The following is a 15,676-nucleotide window of genomic DNA, read 5'->3' on the forward strand; positions in this document are numbered from 1 at the left end:
TATCACTCAAACTGCCCGATACTTTTGTGTAGTTGTTGTGGAGAATCGGGGGAGCCTGAAACCTGCAAGGTACCTGTGGGAGCGGGCGTGCCCGCTCCACAGGGAACCACGCTTGCGCTTAGAAACGCATGTCCACCGCCAGCTCGAAGGTGCGCGGTGGCCCCATGTAGTACTGGCTGTTGTAGGCCTGCTTGGCATACACCTCGTCGGTCAGGTTGCGCACCCGCCCGGTCAGCGTGGTGTGTTCATCCAGCCGGTAGCGGGCGAACGCGCCGAACAGGGTGTAGGCCGGGGCCTTGAGGCTGTTGGCGTTGTCGGCATACACCGAGCCCACGTAGCGCCCATCCGCGCCCACCGACCAGGCCGGTGACAAGCTGTAGGTCAGCCACAGGTTGGCGACATTGGCCGGTACGTTGGTCGGTGCATTGCCCTTGCGTGACACCGACACGCCGTTGACCGCTTCGTTGAACTCATCGTATTGCGCGTCGACGTAGGCGTAGTTGGCTTCGGCCAGCAACTTCGGGGTGACTTGCAGGCGCCCGGACAGTTCGACCCCGCGCGAGGTCTGCTGCCCGGCCTGCACCGTCAGGTTGGCGTCGTTCGAGTCACGCACGGCAAAGTCCTTGCGCACGATCTGGTACAGCGCCAGCGTGGCCGCACCGCGCCCGTCGAGGAAGTCGAACTTGCTGCCCACTTCCCATTGCTCGCCCTTGGACAGGTCGAACAGCCCGACATTGGAGTAGGTCGCCGCCGCCAGCGAACCGGCGGGCAGGTCGGCGGAGGTGCTGTACTGCGCATACAGGCTGGCCGAAGGCGTCAGCGCATAGGTCAGGCCGATGCGCCCGGACAGCGGTTCCCAGCGCCGCTCGAAGTAGGCCGGTGAGGTGGGTGTCACTGCGCCGTAGTTGGTGACTTCCATGTCCAGGTAGTCGTAGCGCAAGGCGGTCAGCAGCGCCAGGCGCTCGGTGAGTTGCAGGCGGTTCTCGGCAAACACCGCACGGTTGGTCACCTCGTGGCGGCGTTGCTTGGTCAGGCCGGCGTTCACGCCCGGGATGTCATTGAAGCTGCCGGGGTCGAAGTGATCGGCATCGACCACATCGCTCCAGCTACCCGAGGTGGGGTACAGGGTCTGGCGCATGCGCGAGTATTCCAGCCCCAGCGACCATTGGCTGGCCAGGCCGAACAACTGGTTGTCGTGGCGCAGCTCGATGCGGTCGCCCAGCAGGTTCTGGTCGTGGCGTTGCAGGTAAGGGCTGCTGCGTTGCACCTGGCCATCGCGGGTGTAGGCGTAGCGTTCAAGGTTGCGGTAGTCGCGCTGGGCGTTGTAGTGGTAAAGCGTGTTCTGCACGCTGGTGCTGTCGCTGACCTGGTAGTCGAGGATCGAGCGTAGCCAGCGTACCCGTTGCTCATAGCGGCCGTCAGCGACGTTGTAGTTTTCGAAGCGGCGGCTGTTGTCGATCTTCATGGTGCTGCGCCCGGGCAGGATCGGCGAGCCCCAGTAGGGGCTGTCTTCGCGGTCTTCTTGGTACTCCAGCGCCAGGGTGTGGGTGAGGTTGGGGGCCAGGTCGCTGAGCAGCGAAAAAGCCAGGCTGTCGGTGTGCCGTTCGTTGCGGTCGACGTAGCCGTTGCCATGCCCACGGCTGAAGTCCAGGCGCATGAAGTGGCGGGCATCGGCGGGGTTGCTGGCCAGTGCCTGGTTGATACCGAACGCCACCTCGCTTTCGTCGAAACTGCCATAGCGTATGCGCCCGTCAATGATCTGCTGGTCGCGGCTGGCGAGCTTGGTGATGTAGTTGATCGAACCGCCCACTGCGCCTGCGCCATGCAGGAACGAAGATGGCCCGCCAATCAGCTCGACGCGGTCGAGCACCCAGGCATCCACGGGCCGGGTAGCACTGCTGTAGCCCAGGTTGATGCCGTTGTACAACTGGGTGACCTGGTTCTGGGTGAAGCCGCGGTAGGCGACGAAGCCGCCAAAACCCGGGTTGGCCGAGGCATTCACCCCGGTCATGGCGTTGACCACGTCCTGGCTGTCCTTGGCACCGCGTTCTTCGATCAGGCGGCGGTCCGAGACGCTGACCGAGGCAGGTGTTTCTCGCGCAGTCAGGCCCAGGCGCGAGCCGGTGCGGATCGGCTCGTCCAGTTGTACGCCGGTGGCGGCGTCGCGCTCGCCGTCGATGGTGGTGGCGCCCAGTTCCACGGGGGCGTTTTCAGCGCAGGCAAAGCTGCAGGTGCCCATCAGGAGCACCAGGGAGGTTTTGCGAAGCATGTTGGTGTGTCTTCCACGCAAAGGTCATGGCTGACGGCGAGCGCGCACGCAGGCGCGCCCGGCTGAGGTCAGGCGAAATGAAGTACGGCTGCGGGAAAGACGCTGGGGGAGGCGCGGGGGTTGAGGGCGGGGCGTTGATAGCGCGGTGGCGGCTGCGCCCAACTGCGCACGACAATGGGCGAGGTGGCCACGGCCTGCGACGGGGCGAACGACCAGCCGCCGCTGCTGAGTGGTACGGCCAGGCCGAACGAGGAGCACACCGGGCAGTCGAGTTGGGCCATGTGCTGGTCACCACCCGCGCCGTCCAGGTCGATGGCCACGCCGTGCTCGCTGTTGACCGAGCAGAAGCCACCTTCCAGGCCAGCCAGACGCAGGCCGCCCATCTGGCCATGGTGCAGGCCGCACAGCAACAGGCTGAACAGGACGCTGGCATAGAGCGTCCAGGCCGTCAGTGCGCGTGTATGGCGGGTGGTTTTCATGGCGGGGAATCTACCATTCGGATGAACGGTCGGGTAGCTCTTTTGCGTCGGGATTTTGGGGCTGCGTTGCAGCCCGTCGCGACACAAGGCCGCTCCTACAGGATCGCGTCACATTGCGGCTGTCGCGATCCTTTGTAGGAGCGGCCTTGTGTCGCGAAAGGGGCGCAAAGCGCCCCCAAGGTCTGTCAGGCCGCCCGCTCCAGCACATCCAGCAAATCGACAAACTCCATCGCCAGCTTGTGCCGTGGCGCCAGGTGCACCAATGGCACCGACGCCTGGTGCGATTCACGCATCTTGATCGAACTGCTCAGGTACACCGGCAGCACGGGCAAACCTTCGCCGCGCAACTGGTCGACCAGGGTCTGGTGCAGGGCAGTGCGCCCGGCAAACTGGTTGACCACTACGCCCTCCACTTGCAGCGCCGGGTTGTGGTCCTGGCGCAGTTCTTCGACCTCGGCCATGACACTGTGCAGGGCCTGGCGCGAGAAGCTGTCGCAGTCAAACGGGATAAGCAGGCGCTCGGCCGCCACCAGCGCGCTGAAGGTGTAGAAATTGAGCGCCGGCGGGGTGTCGATGTAGATCCGTTCGTAGTCCTCGCCAAGCTCCACCAGCAGCTTGCGCAGTTTGTTGATCTTGAACTTGCTCTCCAGCTTGCTTTGCAGGTCGCTGAGATCGGGGCTCGCGGTAACCAGGTGCAGGTTGCTGTAGCGGGTTTCGGTGATTGCCACGCGGTGCTTCTTGCCAGCGGCGGTGACCGGCGACAAGGTCTGGCGGAAGAAATCGGCGATGCCGGCAGGTATGGCGTCGTTGACCAGGCCGGTCAGGTAGTAGGTGGCATTGGCCTGCGGGTCGAGGTCGACCAGCAAGGTGCGGTAGCCCTCGGCGGCACTGGCGGCGGCGAGGTTGCAGGCGATGCTGGATTTACCGACGCCACCTTTCTGATTGAAAACCACACGACGCATGAGATGCTCATCCATGAAGAGAAAATGTCAGGTTGGGGTCAATCCTATGACGGCAACACGACAGTTTTATGACAAGCATTGTTACAACTGCAGGTTTCGTACTTGCCTGTGCCGGCCTCTTCGCGGGCTTGCCCGCTCCCAAAGGTACTACACAAGTTTCAAACCCTGAGCAGAACCCTGTGGGAGCGGGCAAGCCCGCGAAAGGGCCGGCACAGAAGAAACAAGAAACTCAGCCAACCACCAGCCGATTGCGCCCCTCCTGCTTGGCCCGGTAAAGCGCCCGGTCAGCCTCGCCCAATGCCTGCACAGGCTCACCACCAGCCTCGCCGTCCCAGCGCGCCACCCCCAGCGAAATGGTGACCCCACCCACAGGCTCCACCGGCGTATCCTGAACCGTGACGCGCAGCCGTTCTGCCACTGCCGCCGCCGCCTCCAGGCTGGCCCCCGGCAACAGCATCAAGAACTCCTCGCCGCCGGTGCGGCACAGCAGGTCACCCTCGCGGCAACAACGGCGCATCAGCTCTGCCAGCTTTCGCAGCACCTGGTCACCGACGTCGTGCCCATGGTTGTCGTTGACCCGCTTGAAATGGTCGATGTCCAGCGCAATGGCCGCAAATGCCCGCCCTTCGGCCTCCAGCAACGACAGGCTGAGCTCCATGCTGCGGCGGTTGCCGAGACCGGTCAGCGGGTCTGTCTGGGCGTCGCGGTTGAGCCGGCCGATGCGTTCCTGCAGCAGGTTCAGCCCGAACAGCAGGGCGCGCTTGAGTTCGGCGGCCTCGAAGTACCAGGCCCGCACGCGATGCAAGCGCTCGGCGGTGCCTGCGTGGTCCATCGAGCGGGCGCCGGCCGCCAGCTGCCACAGTGGCCGGGCGATGGTCATGGCCAGCCACCACAGCAGCAGGCAGCCCACCAGCGCCAGGGGCGCAGACGTGCCCACCACGTTGAGCACCAGGTGGCTCAGTGGCGTTACTGTCTGTGCCAGCGGTTGCTGCGCCACTACACCCCAGCCGGCGCTGGGTACGGTGGCGAAGCCAGCAAGCATTTCAACACCTTGGCTGTTGATCAGCTTTCGGGTACCGCTGTCCAGGGTCGCCAGCTGGTCGACCAGCGTATTGCCGGTCACTACCGTGCCCACCCGCTGGCTGTCGGGGTGGTACAGCAGGCGGCGGTTGCGGTCGACCACATACAGGTACGAACCGTCCTTGTAGAAGTGCTCGCCCAGCAGGCTGTTGAGGATGTTGCGCTCACGCAGGTACAGGCTGCCGCCGACATACCCCAGGTAGCGGCCACTGCTATCAAGAATGGGTTGTGACAGCGCCACCACCAGGTTGTCGGCAGCGGACACGTAGGGTGTGGACACCAACCGACGCCGTTCGCGCAGCGCCTCCTGAACGCCGGGTGACTGCATGCGGCTGCCAACCAGGTGCCTCAGTGGGGCGGGGGAAATTGCCAGCAGCACGCCGTCGGCATCGAGTACGAACGTGGAGTTGAAAGCCATGCTCTGGCCCAGTACACGGTCAGTCTCTGCCTGCATGGCCTGGGCATCAGCCAGTTGCCGACCCTGTACACCCGCGCTAAACGAAAGTTGTTGAAGCGCGTTACCGATAAAGGTTTCGGTGATGGCTGCGAGCTTCGCTGCGTATACCCGGTTGGCTTCCAGCGCGTGGTCGATCAGCAACTGGCGCTGCACCCGGTAGCTGGCAAAATAGCTGGCGCACAGCATGACCAACGCAGTGAGGGCGCAGAGCACCAGAATGAGTGTGCGCAGATCCAGGCGCAGTCCGTGCTTGGCGTGTGGCAATCCTGACCTCGAGGTATCGGGTAAAGGCTACGAAATGGCAATGACCTTGCGTGCCGCGTTCAAGAACCTGCCTTTTCCAGCGCATCCAGTTCGTCTTCCACCTGTTGCATACGCTGCTCGACCAAGGCCTGCACCTTTGCATCGCGTGCTGTTTCGCGCATCAGGGCCGTGAGTTTTTCGCTCAGGTGCTTGCCGGCTTCGGTGTTTTCCAGGGCGCGCGCCTTGGCCGGGTCCTGGGTGGCAGCAACGATGGTGGCGAACTCGGCGTCGCTGAAGTTCTTTTCGCTGTACAGCCGGAACAGGTCCTGGCGCTGGTCCTCGACGGTGAGGTGCTTGCGCAGTACATCCTGGATGGTGGCTTGTGACAGCTGCGGGTGGGTACGGCCAAGCAACGCGGCCATGCGCTCGATGTTGTGCGTATAGGCGTCCTGCAGCGGAAGCTGGGCAAGGATCTGCTCTTCACGGGAGGGCTTCTGGTCACAGGCGGTGAGGGCGGCAGTCAGCAGCAGGGGCAACAGCAACTTCTGGAAGCGAGGCATGGCGTGGCCTGGTCGGGCAGTGAAGACGGCCGATTATACCGATCTGCGCCTGGCCAGGCGCGCTTTGTGATTTGCCTTGTGCGGCGTGCTGGGGTAGAACCGTGGCCTCCAACCATTGCCAGCAGCCCCATGCCGAACTGGACCTTGCAACCTGTGGCGCGCACCGCCATTGCCGAAGTCGTCGCATTTGTCGACAGCGCTCGCCGCGAGCTGTTCCCGATGCTTGCCCAGGCGCCATTACCGCGCGACCTTGCGCACTTTGCAGACGCCTACCTGGACGGTGCGGGATGCTTTCTTGAAGCCCGTGATGAAGGGCGGCTGGTCGCGGTGATCGGTTACCTGCCCTATGACCACCGTTTTGCCCAGCTTGATTACCATGCTGAGCGGGTTGTCGAGGTGGTCCGCCTGTTCGTGCTGCCGGCCTACCGCAGGCATGGCCTGGCTGGCGCGTTGTTCGCTGCCTTGCGCGCGCGGGCGGAACAGGCGGGTATCGGCTGCCTGTACCTGCATACGCATCCGTTTCTGCCGGGTGCGATTGCGTTCTGGGAGCGGCAAGGGTTTGCGGTGGTGGATGTGGAACAAGACCCGGTCTGGCAGACCACGCACATGCAACTGCAATTACGCTGACTTGTGGGAAAGTGCCTACAACGGCGCCTTGGACGTGACCAACGCGTTCATTTCAAAAGCGGCCCGGCTTGCTTACCTTCCTGTGTGCACCGCTGACTCATTGCACCCAAGGGAGATTCTTGATGCCATACATGGCCCTGTACAAACTCAAGCTGCTGGACGAATTCGAAGACCGCGCTGACCCGTGGACCTTCGGTGATTTCGAGAACAGGCTGGCGGAACTGTGGCGTGGCGCGTCACGTCACGACGCCAAAGGCATCATCAACATGGCCCACAAGGAGGGGCGCTGGCCAAAGGCTGTGAAACGCTACTTGCTGACCAATTATCGGGTGTTTGGCAATGTCAGTTCCGAGCTGGCGCGGACGTTTGCCGAGGTGGTGGTGATGATGAGTGAGCAGGAGAGGGCGGAGTGGGGGCTGCTGCCTGTTGGCAGTTCGGTTGCGTGAAAGATCCTGGGGCCGCTTCGCGGCCCTTTCGCGACACAAGGCCGCTCCTACAGGGATCGCGCAACCCGGTCTATCAGAACCCACCCGACAACGGCCACTCCACCGCCAACCGTATCTGGTCGCCGTCCAGTTCCGCCTGCGCCGTGTTCCCCCGGTGTACGTTATGCCGCACCGAGAACGTCGTCCCCTTGGCCTTGCCACTCTGCACCACGTAGCGCGCCTCCAGGTCTCGCTCCCAATGCTTGCCGCCCTTGCCATACTCCAGGTACGCATACCCACCATTGGGGTCGACATGTGTGCCGTCGATATCGAACCCGCGCACGTACAACGCCGTCAGGTTCAACCCCGGTACCCCATAAGCCCCCATGTTCAGGTCATAACGTGCCTGCCATGACTTCTCGTTCGGTGCGTTGAAGTCCGACATCTGCACGGCGTTGGCAATGAAAATTGCCCCACGCGTCACGTAGTCGAACGGGGTGTTGCCGTCTACCTGCTGCCAGCCCAGGCTGAAACCGTGCGGCCCCTGGTTGTAGCGCGAGACCAGGCTCCAGGTGGTGTTGTCGATGCGCCCGGACAGCGCCTTGCCGGTATCGGTGGTGCGGTACAGGTTAAGGTCCAGGCTGACGCTGCGGCGGTCATCCAGTGCATGGCTGAGGGTGCTGCCCAGGTAGTGCTGGTTCCAGCTGTCCTCGTAGCGCGAGGTGTACAGGCTGCCGCTGAAGGCGGCGCCGGGGTTCCAGACCACACCGGCCAGGTCGAAGGTGTTGCCCTGCTTGGCGTTGGAATAGTTCACCGCGAAGCCCTGGTCGTGGCTGGAGGCGTTGCGGTCGGCGTTTTCGTTGAAGTGCCCGGCCACCAGCTTGAGCGTGTCGAATTCGTTGCTGGTGAGGAAGAAACCGGTGGCGGTCTCGGGCAGCAGGCGGCTGTCGGAAGAGCTGAACACCGGCGTCTTGACCCGTTGCTCGCCATAAGAGAGAACGGTATTGGACACCCGAAGCTTCAGCGCCGCGCCCGCGCGGCTGTATTCGTTTTTCGGGTGCCCGTTGTTATCCACCCCCAGCAGCCGTGCTTTGCCCACGCGCCCGCCGCCACTGTCGAGTTGTACGCCCAGATAGGCATGGGCATCGACGCCGACACCGATCAGGCCCTGGGTGAAGCCGGACTGAAAAGTCCCCATCAGGCCGTAGGCCCATTCCTCAGCCTTGCCGCTGCGTTCACTGCGCGGTTTGTAGGCGTTGCGCCCGGCACTGTTGCGCCCACCGTGTTTGTAGTCGCGCTGGTCGAATACGCTGCGGTTGAGGATGTTCCAACTGCTACCTTCGACAAAACCGGGGCTTTGCGACTGCGCGGAGTCGGCCAAGGCAATGGGTGCCAGCCCCAGTAGTGGCAGTGCCCAGAAAAGCCGGGTCATTGGCCGCCCCCAAGCTTCTGCAACTGCTCAGCGAAGCGGGCCTTGGCCCGTGCGGGCAGGCTGGACGGCAGCTCGGCAGCCGGCGCATCACCCACCTGGATCACCATCACCATGCCCATTGCCAGGTGCGGAATGCACTGGATGCCGTACACGCCTGGTACGCTGAAGGTCTGCTCGAACGGCTGATTCAGTTTGCTCTTGAATGGCTCGGCCCCGCTGGGCAGCAGGCCGCTCACGCTGGCCGCATTGTGCCCGCTCTGGGTGGGCAGAAAGCGCACGGTGTCGCCGGGGGCAATGCGCAGGTGGTCCGGCTCGTACACCATCGCACCCGCGCTGCCGCGGTTGAGCATTTTCACTTCATGCACCTCGGCGAGTGCGGCAGGGGTAAGCAGGGCGCTGGCAAGCAGCAAGGCGACAGGGCGCAACAGCATCAGCAGAACTTCCTGGTTCAGGGGGCGCGAAAGCGCAGGATGCGCGCGCCGTCGAAAGGGTCGGTGAGGTAGTGCGCATGCACGCCGAAAGTGCTCAGCAGGCGCTCGGGGGTGAGGACGTCAATCGGTTTGCCCAGGGCCACCAGGCGGCCCTTGTCGAGCACTGCAAGGCGGTCGCAGGTGAGCGCCTGGTTGAGGTCGTGCAGGGCCACCAGGGTGGTCACAGGTAGCGTTTGAACCTGTTGCAGCAGGCTGAGCTGGTGCTGGATGTCCAGGTGGTTGGTCGGCTCGTCCAGCAGCAGTACCTGCGGGCGCTGCGCCAAGGCACGGGCGATGTGCACGCGCTGGCGCTCGCCACCCGACAGCGAACCCCACAGGCGTGTGCGCAGGTGCAGGGCGTCGAGGTCGGCGAGCGCTTGCTCGACGATGGCGCGGTCTTGCACGCCGAACGGCGTCAACGCTGAAAGCCAGGGCGTACGGCCCAGGGCAACGGCGTCAAACACGCTGATCGCATCGAGTGTATCGGCTTGCTGCTCGACCAGCGCCAGGGCCTGGGCAATGCGGCGGCGGGGCATTTTCGCCAGCGGTTCGCCAAGCAGGTGCACACTGCCACTGGCTGGCTTGCGCAACCCGGCCAGCACCTTGAGCAAGGACGATTTACCCGACCCGTTGGGGCCGACGATGCCCAGTGTTTCACCCGCAACAACGCTCAACTCGATGTCACTGAGCACGGTACTGTCGGCCAGTTTCAAGCCCAGGCCCTGGCAACTCAGGGGCGGCAATTGCAATGCCGTCATGACGGTCATGGGCGCCCCCGGCGGCTGACCAGGATCAGCGCGAACACTGGCGCACCGATCAGCGCGGTGACCACGCCCACAGGGATCACCTGGCCGGTGATCAAGGTGCGCGAAAGCATGTCGGCGGCAATCAGGAACAGCGCGCCGCCCAATGCGCTGGCGGGCAGCAGGCGGCTGTGGCCGGGGCCCAGCAGCAGGCGCAGGGCATGGGGAATCACCAGCCCGACAAAACCGATGGCGCCCACGATCGAGACCATCACGGCCGTCACCAGCGCCGCGCAGCTGATCAGCAGTAGCTGGGTGCGCCGCACCGCAATGCCCAGCGACGCAGCCGAATCGGCGCCGAAAGTAAACGCATCCAGCGCACGGCGGTGCAACAGGCACACCACCAGCCCGAACAGTGCCACCGGCACGGCCAGCCACACCGACGGCCAGCGCACGCCGCTGAGGTTGCCCATCAGCCAGAACAGGATGCCGCGGGCCTGCTCGGCGGTGGCCGACTTGGTGATGAGAAAGGCGGTAAGCGCGTTGAACAGTTGCGAGCCGGCGATGCCGGCGAGGATCACCTGGGCGTTGTTGCTGCCTGGCCCGGCTGCGCGCGCCAGCACCAGCACCAGCGCGAATGCACCCAAGGCCCCGATGAAGGCCCCGGCAGACATGCTCAACGTCAGGCTGCCCAGCCCCAGCAGGCCGACCAGCACGGCGCCGGTGGAGGCGCCGGCGGATAGCCCCAGCAAGTACGGCTCGGCCAGCGGGTTGCGCAGCAGCGCCTGAAGGATCACCCCGCAAGTGGCCAGCCCGGCACCGCAAGCGGCGGCGACCAAAGTGCGGGTAAGGCGGTAGTTCCAGACGATGCCGGCGTCGATCGGGTCGACCGGGTAGCCAGCCTGCCACAGGTGATTGGCCAGCACCTGGCCGACCACGCTGGGCGAGATGTTGGTTTCGCCGATGGCAGTGCCGGCCAGCAGGGCAACCAGAAGTGCCACCAGGGCGAGTGCCATGTAAGGTAACAGGCGAATCATCACTGGGCCGCTTTACCGCTGGCGAAGGCCGCGGACAATGTTTGCAGGCCGCTGAACAGGCGGATGCCGGCCTGCATGGCGTCGGCGTCGAGGATGATGATGCGGTTGTGCTTTACCGCGTCCATGTTGCGGGTTACCGGGTCACTGCGCAGGAATTCCAGCTTCTTCTGGTAGTCGTCGGCGGGGAAGCGGCGGCGGTCCATGCGGGCGATGATCAGCCAGGTAGGGTTGGCCTTGGCCAGGGTTTCCCAGCCTACGGTGGGCCATTCCTCGGTGGATTCGACCACGTTGCGCACGCCCAGGGTGCGCAGCATGAAGTCGGCAACGCCCTGGCGGCCGGCCACGTAAGGATCGATGTCCAGGTCGGCGCTGGAGAACCAGAACAGCGCCGATGTGGCGGCCAGGTCTTTGCCGGCAAGCTGTGCCTTGGCACCGTCCAGGCGGCCTTTGAGCTCGGCATTCAGGGCAGTGCCGCGGTCCTGCACATCGAAGATCTCGGCCAGCTGGCTGACGCTTTTGTAGATGCTGCCTACCTGGAATGCTTGCAAGCGCGTACCGTCGGCGCCGACCAGGTTGTCCTTGCCTTCGCAGTCCGACGGCAGCAGGTAGGTGGGTATTTTCAGTTCGTCGAACTGCTCGCGGGTAGCGACCACGCCCTGTGCGCCAACCATCCACTCGAACTGCACCGTCACCAGTTGCGGTCGCTTGCCGACTACGGCCTCGAAGCTGGGGTCGTTGTCGGCCAGGCGCGGCACCTTGTCGTTTTGTGCCTTGTATTCGGGCAATACGTTGTTGAACCACAACGAGGTGCCCGCCAGTTTGTCGCCCAGGCCCAGCGCGTAGAGCATTTCAGTGCCGGCCTGCCCGATGGTGACCGCGCGTTGCGGCGCCTGGGCGAAGGTTTGCGGCCTGCCGCAGTTTTCGACCGTCAGCGGGTAGTGGGTGGCAGCGGCCTGGGCCATGCCAGTGAGGCCAAGGCCGGCGAGAAGGGTGGCGAAACGGGGTAGCATGCTGGCGATCTCCTATCGGACAGTTCGGGTGAGGAACGCACGGACAGGCATCGCCGCGCCCCGCCGTTGGCAGGGGCAACACTGATGGCCAATCCCGGACACCCCGCCGGTTGGTGAATGTTGGCCGGCAGGTCTCCTGACTGGTGCGTCATGGCCCGGCTCCAGCCTTCCCGGGCAATTACGCCCAGTGGCATTGATGGAGCAGGCTCGGCACCTACAGTTGCGGGGGCAGTTCCGTTTGGCCCGTGTTGGCGGGCCTGGGATTCCCTATTAATTCCGTGGTGGAAACCGGCGGCCCGCATGGTAGACCATCGCGCCGCCGGGTGAAAACGCTTTTCAGAAGTACTTCAGCCAGGTGATGTCGCGGCGGCGCGCCTTGAGGCGGGCGAACCAGCGCACTGGCAGGTACAGCGAAAAGGCCAGCAGAAGGGCGCCCAGCCACACCGAGGCGATGCTGTCGAAGCCGAAATAGTCACCCTGGTTGAGGCCAAACAGCGCCACGCTGGCCAGGTACAGCAGCTTCAGCACATACAGGTGCAGCAGGTAGAAGAACATAGGTGCTGCACCAAACACCGCCAGTGCGCTGATCCAGCGTGCCTGGCCGGCGCGCTCGAAGGCGCGTAGCAACAGCAGGCCGCAGCCGAGGGTAAGGGCGAGGAACAGCAGGGATGGCGGGTATTTGGTGATGTTGAAGAAGCTCATCAGGGTTTGCGTGAAGGTTGGGTAGCCACTCCACGGCGCCTCGCCATAGCCGTTGAACAGGCGCAGCACGACAAAGCCCAGCAATGCAATCAGCCCGGCCAGCAGCAAGCGATGCTGGCGTTGGCCGGCCTCGCTGCCACGGGCGAACCAGGGGCCAAGGCCGTAGCCCAGGGCGATGACGCCGATCCACGGCAGCACCGGGTAGGACGTGCGCAGGCGCAGGGTGTCGGAAAATTCCAGCCAGCCACGGTCATGCAGGATCGCCCACGGCACGTGCAAGGCCGATTCCACGCCAAAATGCAGGCCATCCAGCAGGTTGTGGCCGGCAACGATGGCGGCACCCAGGGCAAGCAGGGCGGCGTGTGGCAGCCATACCAGCAGCGACAGGGCGACCATGCTGATGCCGATGGCCCAGATGACTTGCAGGTAGATCACGCTGGGCGGCAGCTGGAAGGTCCAGGCGAAGTTGACCAGGGTGAACTCCAGGGCCACCAGAAACAGCCCGCGCTTGAACAGGAACGCCGACACATCGCCACGGCCCTGATACTTCTCGCCGTACAGCCAGGCCGACAGGCCGGTCAGCAGGACGAACACCGGTGCGCACAAATGGGCCAGGGTGCGACTGACGAACAGCGACGGCTCGGTGGTGTCGATGCTCATCGGGTCGCTGACCTGGCGGTGCAGGAAGAACGTTTCGCGGACGTGGTCCAGAAGCATGAACAGGATCACCAGGCCGCGCAAGGCGTCGATGCTCTGCAAGCGTTGGGTGAGCAGGGTAGGGGTGGCACTGGCGCTTGTCATGGAGGGTCGCTGATAGGAATGAGTGTCAAGTGAAACGTTATCTTATAACTAATTAGTTATGTGTTGGTAGAGGTTTTTGTGTTGCCTGAGCGGGCCTCTTCGCGGGCACGCCCGCTCCCACAGGTACACCACAGTTTTCAATGGCTGCGATATCCCTGTGGGAGCGGGCGAGCCCGCGAAGAGGCCGTGCAGGCAGGCTCAGATCAGAAGCTGTAATCCACCGTCGCAAAATAAGACCGGGGCATCCCCATCAACCACTGCTGCCCACTGAACGCCGACTGCACATACTCACGGTCGAACAGGTTGTTCAACTGCAACCCCAGCCGCACATCCGGCAACACCTGCCAGGCAATATTGGCATCCACCACGGTGTACCCGGGCGCGCTCTGGGTATTGGCAGTATCGGCAAAACGCTCATCCACATAGCGCGCACCAATCCCGGCCTCCACCTGCTGCCCAAAGCCTTTGCTCAGCCACAGGTTGGCAGTGCGCCGTGGCACATTGGCCGGCCGATTCCCCGCGCGGTCCTGGGCCACGCCGCCGACCATTTCGTCGAAGTCGTCATACCGGGCGCGCACCAGCGATGCGTTGGCCGACACCTGCCATTGGTGCGCCAACGCCAGTTCCAGGGTCGTCTCCAGGCCGTCGGAGGTCTGCTGCCCAGCCTGCTGTTTCTCGTGGGTGAGCGGGTCGTCCACCAACAGCTTCTTCTTGACGATGTGGTAGGCCGCCAACGTCCATTCCCCGCGGCCTTCCCAGAAGCGTTGCTTCAGGCCTGCCTCGGTCTGCTTCGCTTCGGTCAGGTCGTAGTGCATCTGGCTCGGGCTGAGGCTGATGAGGTTGTTTACCCCGTCCTCGCTGGTGGAGTACTGGCCGTACAGCGACAGGTCGTCGCTAAGCGCATACACCAGCCCGACGCGCCAGTTGCCGCCTTGCAGGCTGTGGTCGCTGCGGCTGCCGTCGATCAGGTTGTCGCGGTCGATGTGGTTCTGGTCGCGGCGCACGCCTGTGACCAATGACAGCTTGTCGCTCAGCTGCAGGCGGTTTTCGGCGAACAAGGCGAAGGTGTGGGTGGTAGACAAGGTCTGCGGGCGCAGTGGCGAGGCACTGTGGAATCCGACGGGTTGCGGTTGCCACGGGTCGATGTAGTCGCCGCCCACATCGTTGTAGGGTGCGTTGCTGTCGACGTTGAAACGCACCTTGTTGTACTCGGCGCCGACCAAGGTCTTGCTGGCCAGGCCGAGCAGCGTGTGGTCGAAAGTGAAGGTCTGGCGGTCGCCGACCTGTTCCTGGTTGTGCTTGATTTCCAGGTAGCTGCCGCGCAGCAACTGCTGGCGCTCGGCGTCCCAGTCATAGTTCTCGGCGTTGCGCCAGTGGCGGCGGCTCTTGATGTAGTACAGCTGGTTGCTGGCGCTGAGGTGGTCGTTCAGCGTCCAGTCGGTGTTCAGCCGGGTCCACTCATCGACGTAGTGCTGCACGTCGTTCTGCACGTTGTAGTTTTTCTTGCGCAGGCTGCTGCGGTAGTGGCCGTCGATCAGCGGGGTGCCGTAGTAGTTGGCAGGGTCCGCATCGCCACGGTCGTGGGCAAGGGTGAAACTGAGGTCGTCACTGGCATCGAAGCGCAGCGCGGCGCTCAGGGCAAGGCTGCGCGAAGGGGTGCGGTCGACCCAGCCGTTACCCGTCTGCTGGTTCAGGGTCAGGCGGTAGCTCAGGCGCTCGCTGAGGCTACCGCCGCTGTCCAGGCCCAGCTGCTGGCGGTCCCACGAGCCGTAGCCCAGGCGCAGGTGGTTACGCACTTCACCCGCTAACGGTTTTTTCGGGATTACGTTGACCACCGCACCGGTAGCGCCTTCGCCATGCAGCACCGACGCCGGGCCACGTATGACATCGATGCGCTCGACCATCCACGGGTCGACCGGGAAGGTCTGGGTGCCGGCACCGGTGTACAGGCGTGCGCCGTCGAATAGCGTCATCACCGAGCTGTGCCCGGCAAAACCGCGCGCAGAGAGGCCCGTGCCGCCGTCGCCCGGGGAGCCGACGAAGGTGATACCCGGCGAGCGGGTTACTGCATCCTGCACCGTGAGGTTGTTGCGTTGCTGGATCTGTTCGGCGCTGATGCTGCTGGTACTGGCTGGCGTTTCCAGGGCACTCAGGCCAAGCCGCGAGCCCGCCTGGGTTGGCGTGGCCAGGTCGATGGCGCGGCTGTCGAGGGTGTCGGTGATGGCCGTGGAGGGCAGGGCCAGGGGCTGCGGGGCCTGGTCATCGGCCAAGGCCGGCAGGGCGACGGCCAGGCAGGCCGCCAGGGGATGAAGCTTGAACATACGGGACATGTCGTTCCATTGCTGCAGGAATGAATGGATCCCGGTGGAAAACACGCAA

The 15,676-nt window shown here is 64.1% G+C and carries 14 protein-coding genes and 1 riboswitch; of the genes, 2 read left to right on the forward strand and 12 right to left on the reverse strand.

What is annotated here, in order from left to right; genetic code table 11:
* Window positions 1-118: 118 nt before the first annotated feature.
* The 5 genes from ACQKPZ_RS04175 to ACQKPZ_RS04195 all read right to left on the reverse strand — a co-directional run bounded on the left by ACQKPZ_RS04175 (window position 119) and on the right by ACQKPZ_RS04195 (window position 6,050).
* A complete protein-coding gene (locus tag ACQKPZ_RS04175) occupies window positions 119-2,269 on the reverse strand; it encodes a TonB-dependent receptor (protein WP_427535707.1) in 2,151 nt (716 codons plus the stop codon).
* Window positions 2,270-2,337: 68 nt separating this feature from the next.
* Window positions 2,338-2,748, reverse strand: a complete 411-nt coding sequence (locus tag ACQKPZ_RS04180; protein WP_427535708.1) for a DUF2946 family protein — start codon at window positions 2,746-2,748, stop codon at window positions 2,338-2,340.
* Window positions 2,749-2,933: 185 nt separating this feature from the next.
* The gene (locus ACQKPZ_RS04185; protein WP_391129996.1) at window positions 2,934-3,710 is read right to left on the reverse strand and encodes a ParA family protein; all 777 of its coding nucleotides are present in this window, start codon (window positions 3,708-3,710) and stop codon (window positions 2,934-2,936) included.
* Window positions 3,711-3,939: 229 nt separating this feature from the next.
* Window positions 3,940-5,511, reverse strand: coding sequence for a sensor domain-containing diguanylate cyclase (locus tag ACQKPZ_RS04190; RefSeq protein ID WP_427535710.1), 1,572 nt, complete (start codon window positions 5,509-5,511; stop codon window positions 3,940-3,942).
* Between the two features lie 59 nt (window positions 5,512-5,570).
* Entirely contained in the window at window positions 5,571-6,050 is a 480-nt protein-coding gene (locus ACQKPZ_RS04195; protein ID WP_427535712.1) for a hypothetical protein, read from the reverse strand.
* A gap of 129 nt (window positions 6,051-6,179) precedes the next feature.
* Between ACQKPZ_RS04195 and ACQKPZ_RS04200 the strand changes: the two genes are divergently transcribed.
* Both ACQKPZ_RS04200 and ACQKPZ_RS04205 read left to right on the forward strand, forming a co-directional pair.
* Window positions 6,180-6,677 carry a GNAT family N-acetyltransferase gene (locus tag ACQKPZ_RS04200; RefSeq protein ID WP_427535713.1) on the forward strand — a complete coding sequence of 166 codons (498 nt, stop codon included), beginning with the start codon at window positions 6,180-6,182 and terminating at the stop codon, window positions 6,675-6,677.
* Between the two features lie 122 nt (window positions 6,678-6,799).
* On the forward strand, window positions 6,800-7,123 hold the full coding sequence (locus tag ACQKPZ_RS04205) for a hypothetical protein (RefSeq protein ID WP_427535714.1): 324 nt from the start codon (window positions 6,800-6,802) through the stop codon (window positions 7,121-7,123).
* A 73-nt stretch (window positions 7,124-7,196) separates the two neighbouring features.
* Here the strand turns inward: ACQKPZ_RS04205 and ACQKPZ_RS04210 are convergent, their stop codons facing one another.
* From ACQKPZ_RS04210 to ACQKPZ_RS04240, 7 genes are all read right to left on the reverse strand, one after another.
* On the reverse strand, window positions 7,197-8,534 hold the full coding sequence (locus tag ACQKPZ_RS04210) for an OprD family porin (RefSeq protein ID WP_427535716.1): 1,338 nt from the start codon (window positions 8,532-8,534) through the stop codon (window positions 7,197-7,199).
* Window positions 8,531-8,965: a pseudoazurin gene (locus tag ACQKPZ_RS04215; RefSeq protein WP_300022720.1), complete on the reverse strand. Its 435-nt coding sequence runs from the start codon at window positions 8,963-8,965 to the stop codon at window positions 8,531-8,533. The genes ACQKPZ_RS04210 and ACQKPZ_RS04215 overlap by 4 nt, the downstream gene beginning before the upstream one ends.
* 17 nt (window positions 8,966-8,982) lie before the next feature.
* Window positions 8,983-9,771 (reverse strand): ABC transporter ATP-binding protein, encoded by a 789-nt coding sequence (locus ACQKPZ_RS04220; RefSeq protein WP_427535718.1) that lies wholly within the window; start codon window positions 9,769-9,771, stop codon window positions 8,983-8,985.
* On the reverse strand, window positions 9,768-10,784 hold the full coding sequence (locus tag ACQKPZ_RS04225; RefSeq protein WP_427535720.1) for a FecCD family ABC transporter permease: 1,017 nt from the start codon (window positions 10,782-10,784) through the stop codon (window positions 9,768-9,770). Before ACQKPZ_RS04225 ends, ACQKPZ_RS04220 begins: the two co-directional genes overlap by 4 nt.
* Window positions 10,784-11,794, reverse strand: coding sequence for an ABC transporter substrate-binding protein (locus tag ACQKPZ_RS04230; protein WP_427535722.1), 1,011 nt, complete (start codon window positions 11,792-11,794; stop codon window positions 10,784-10,786). The genes ACQKPZ_RS04225 and ACQKPZ_RS04230 overlap by 1 nt, the downstream gene beginning before the upstream one ends.
* A gap of 109 nt (window positions 11,795-11,903) precedes the next feature.
* A riboswitch (cobalamin riboswitch) is annotated at window positions 11,904-12,102 on the reverse strand.
* A gap of 28 nt (window positions 12,103-12,130) precedes the next feature.
* Complete coding sequence (locus ACQKPZ_RS04235; protein WP_427535724.1) at window positions 12,131-13,297, reverse strand: DUF1624 domain-containing protein; 1,167 nt, start codon at window positions 13,295-13,297, stop codon at window positions 12,131-12,133.
* 203 nt (window positions 13,298-13,500) lie between these two features.
* Window positions 13,501-15,627 carry a TonB-dependent receptor gene (locus ACQKPZ_RS04240; protein WP_427535726.1) on the reverse strand — a complete coding sequence of 709 codons (2,127 nt, stop codon included), beginning with the start codon at window positions 15,625-15,627 and terminating at the stop codon, window positions 13,501-13,503.
* Window positions 15,628-15,676 lie beyond the last annotated feature (49 nt).

It is taken from the genome of Pseudomonas sp. NPDC089547 (assembly GCF_050280665.1).
Lineage (GTDB): Bacteria > Pseudomonadota > Gammaproteobacteria > Pseudomonadales > Pseudomonadaceae > Aquipseudomonas.

Bases quoted from the DNA above. Each gene is read 5' to 3' on its own strand.
- ACQKPZ_RS04185 (WP_391129996.1), bottom strand. From the start codon at position 3,710: ATGCGTCGTGTGGTTTTCAATCAGAAAGGTGGCGTCGGTAAATCCAGC.
- ACQKPZ_RS04215 (WP_300022720.1), bottom strand. From the start codon at position 8,965: ATGCTGTTGCGCCCTGTCGCCTTGCTGCTTGCCAGCGCCCTGCTTACC.
- ACQKPZ_RS04210 (WP_427535716.1), bottom strand. From the start codon at position 8,534: ATGACCCGGCTTTTCTGGGCACTGCCACTACTGGGGCTGGCACCCATT.
- ACQKPZ_RS04230 (WP_427535722.1), bottom strand. From the start codon at position 11,794: ATGCTACCCCGTTTCGCCACCCTTCTCGCCGGCCTTGGCCTCACTGGC.
- ACQKPZ_RS04220 (WP_427535718.1), bottom strand. From the start codon at position 9,771: ATGACCGTCATGACGGCATTGCAATTGCCGCCCCTGAGTTGCCAGGGC.
- ACQKPZ_RS04225 (WP_427535720.1), bottom strand. From the start codon at position 10,784: ATGATTCGCCTGTTACCTTACATGGCACTCGCCCTGGTGGCACTTCTG.
- ACQKPZ_RS04205 (WP_427535714.1), top strand. From the start codon at position 6,800: ATGCCATACATGGCCCTGTACAAACTCAAGCTGCTGGACGAATTCGAA.
- ACQKPZ_RS04180 (WP_427535708.1), bottom strand. From the start codon at position 2,748: ATGAAAACCACCCGCCATACACGCGCACTGACGGCCTGGACGCTCTAT.
- ACQKPZ_RS04235 (WP_427535724.1), bottom strand. From the start codon at position 13,297: ATGACAAGCGCCAGTGCCACCCCTACCCTGCTCACCCAACGCTTGCAG.
- ACQKPZ_RS04195 (WP_427535712.1), bottom strand. From the start codon at position 6,050: ATGCCTCGCTTCCAGAAGTTGCTGTTGCCCCTGCTGCTGACTGCCGCC.
- ACQKPZ_RS04240 (WP_427535726.1), bottom strand. From the start codon at position 15,627: ATGTCCCGTATGTTCAAGCTTCATCCCCTGGCGGCCTGCCTGGCCGTC.
- ACQKPZ_RS04200 (WP_427535713.1), top strand. From the start codon at position 6,180: ATGCCGAACTGGACCTTGCAACCTGTGGCGCGCACCGCCATTGCCGAA.
- ACQKPZ_RS04175 (WP_427535707.1), bottom strand. From the start codon at position 2,269: ATGCTTCGCAAAACCTCCCTGGTGCTCCTGATGGGCACCTGCAGCTTT.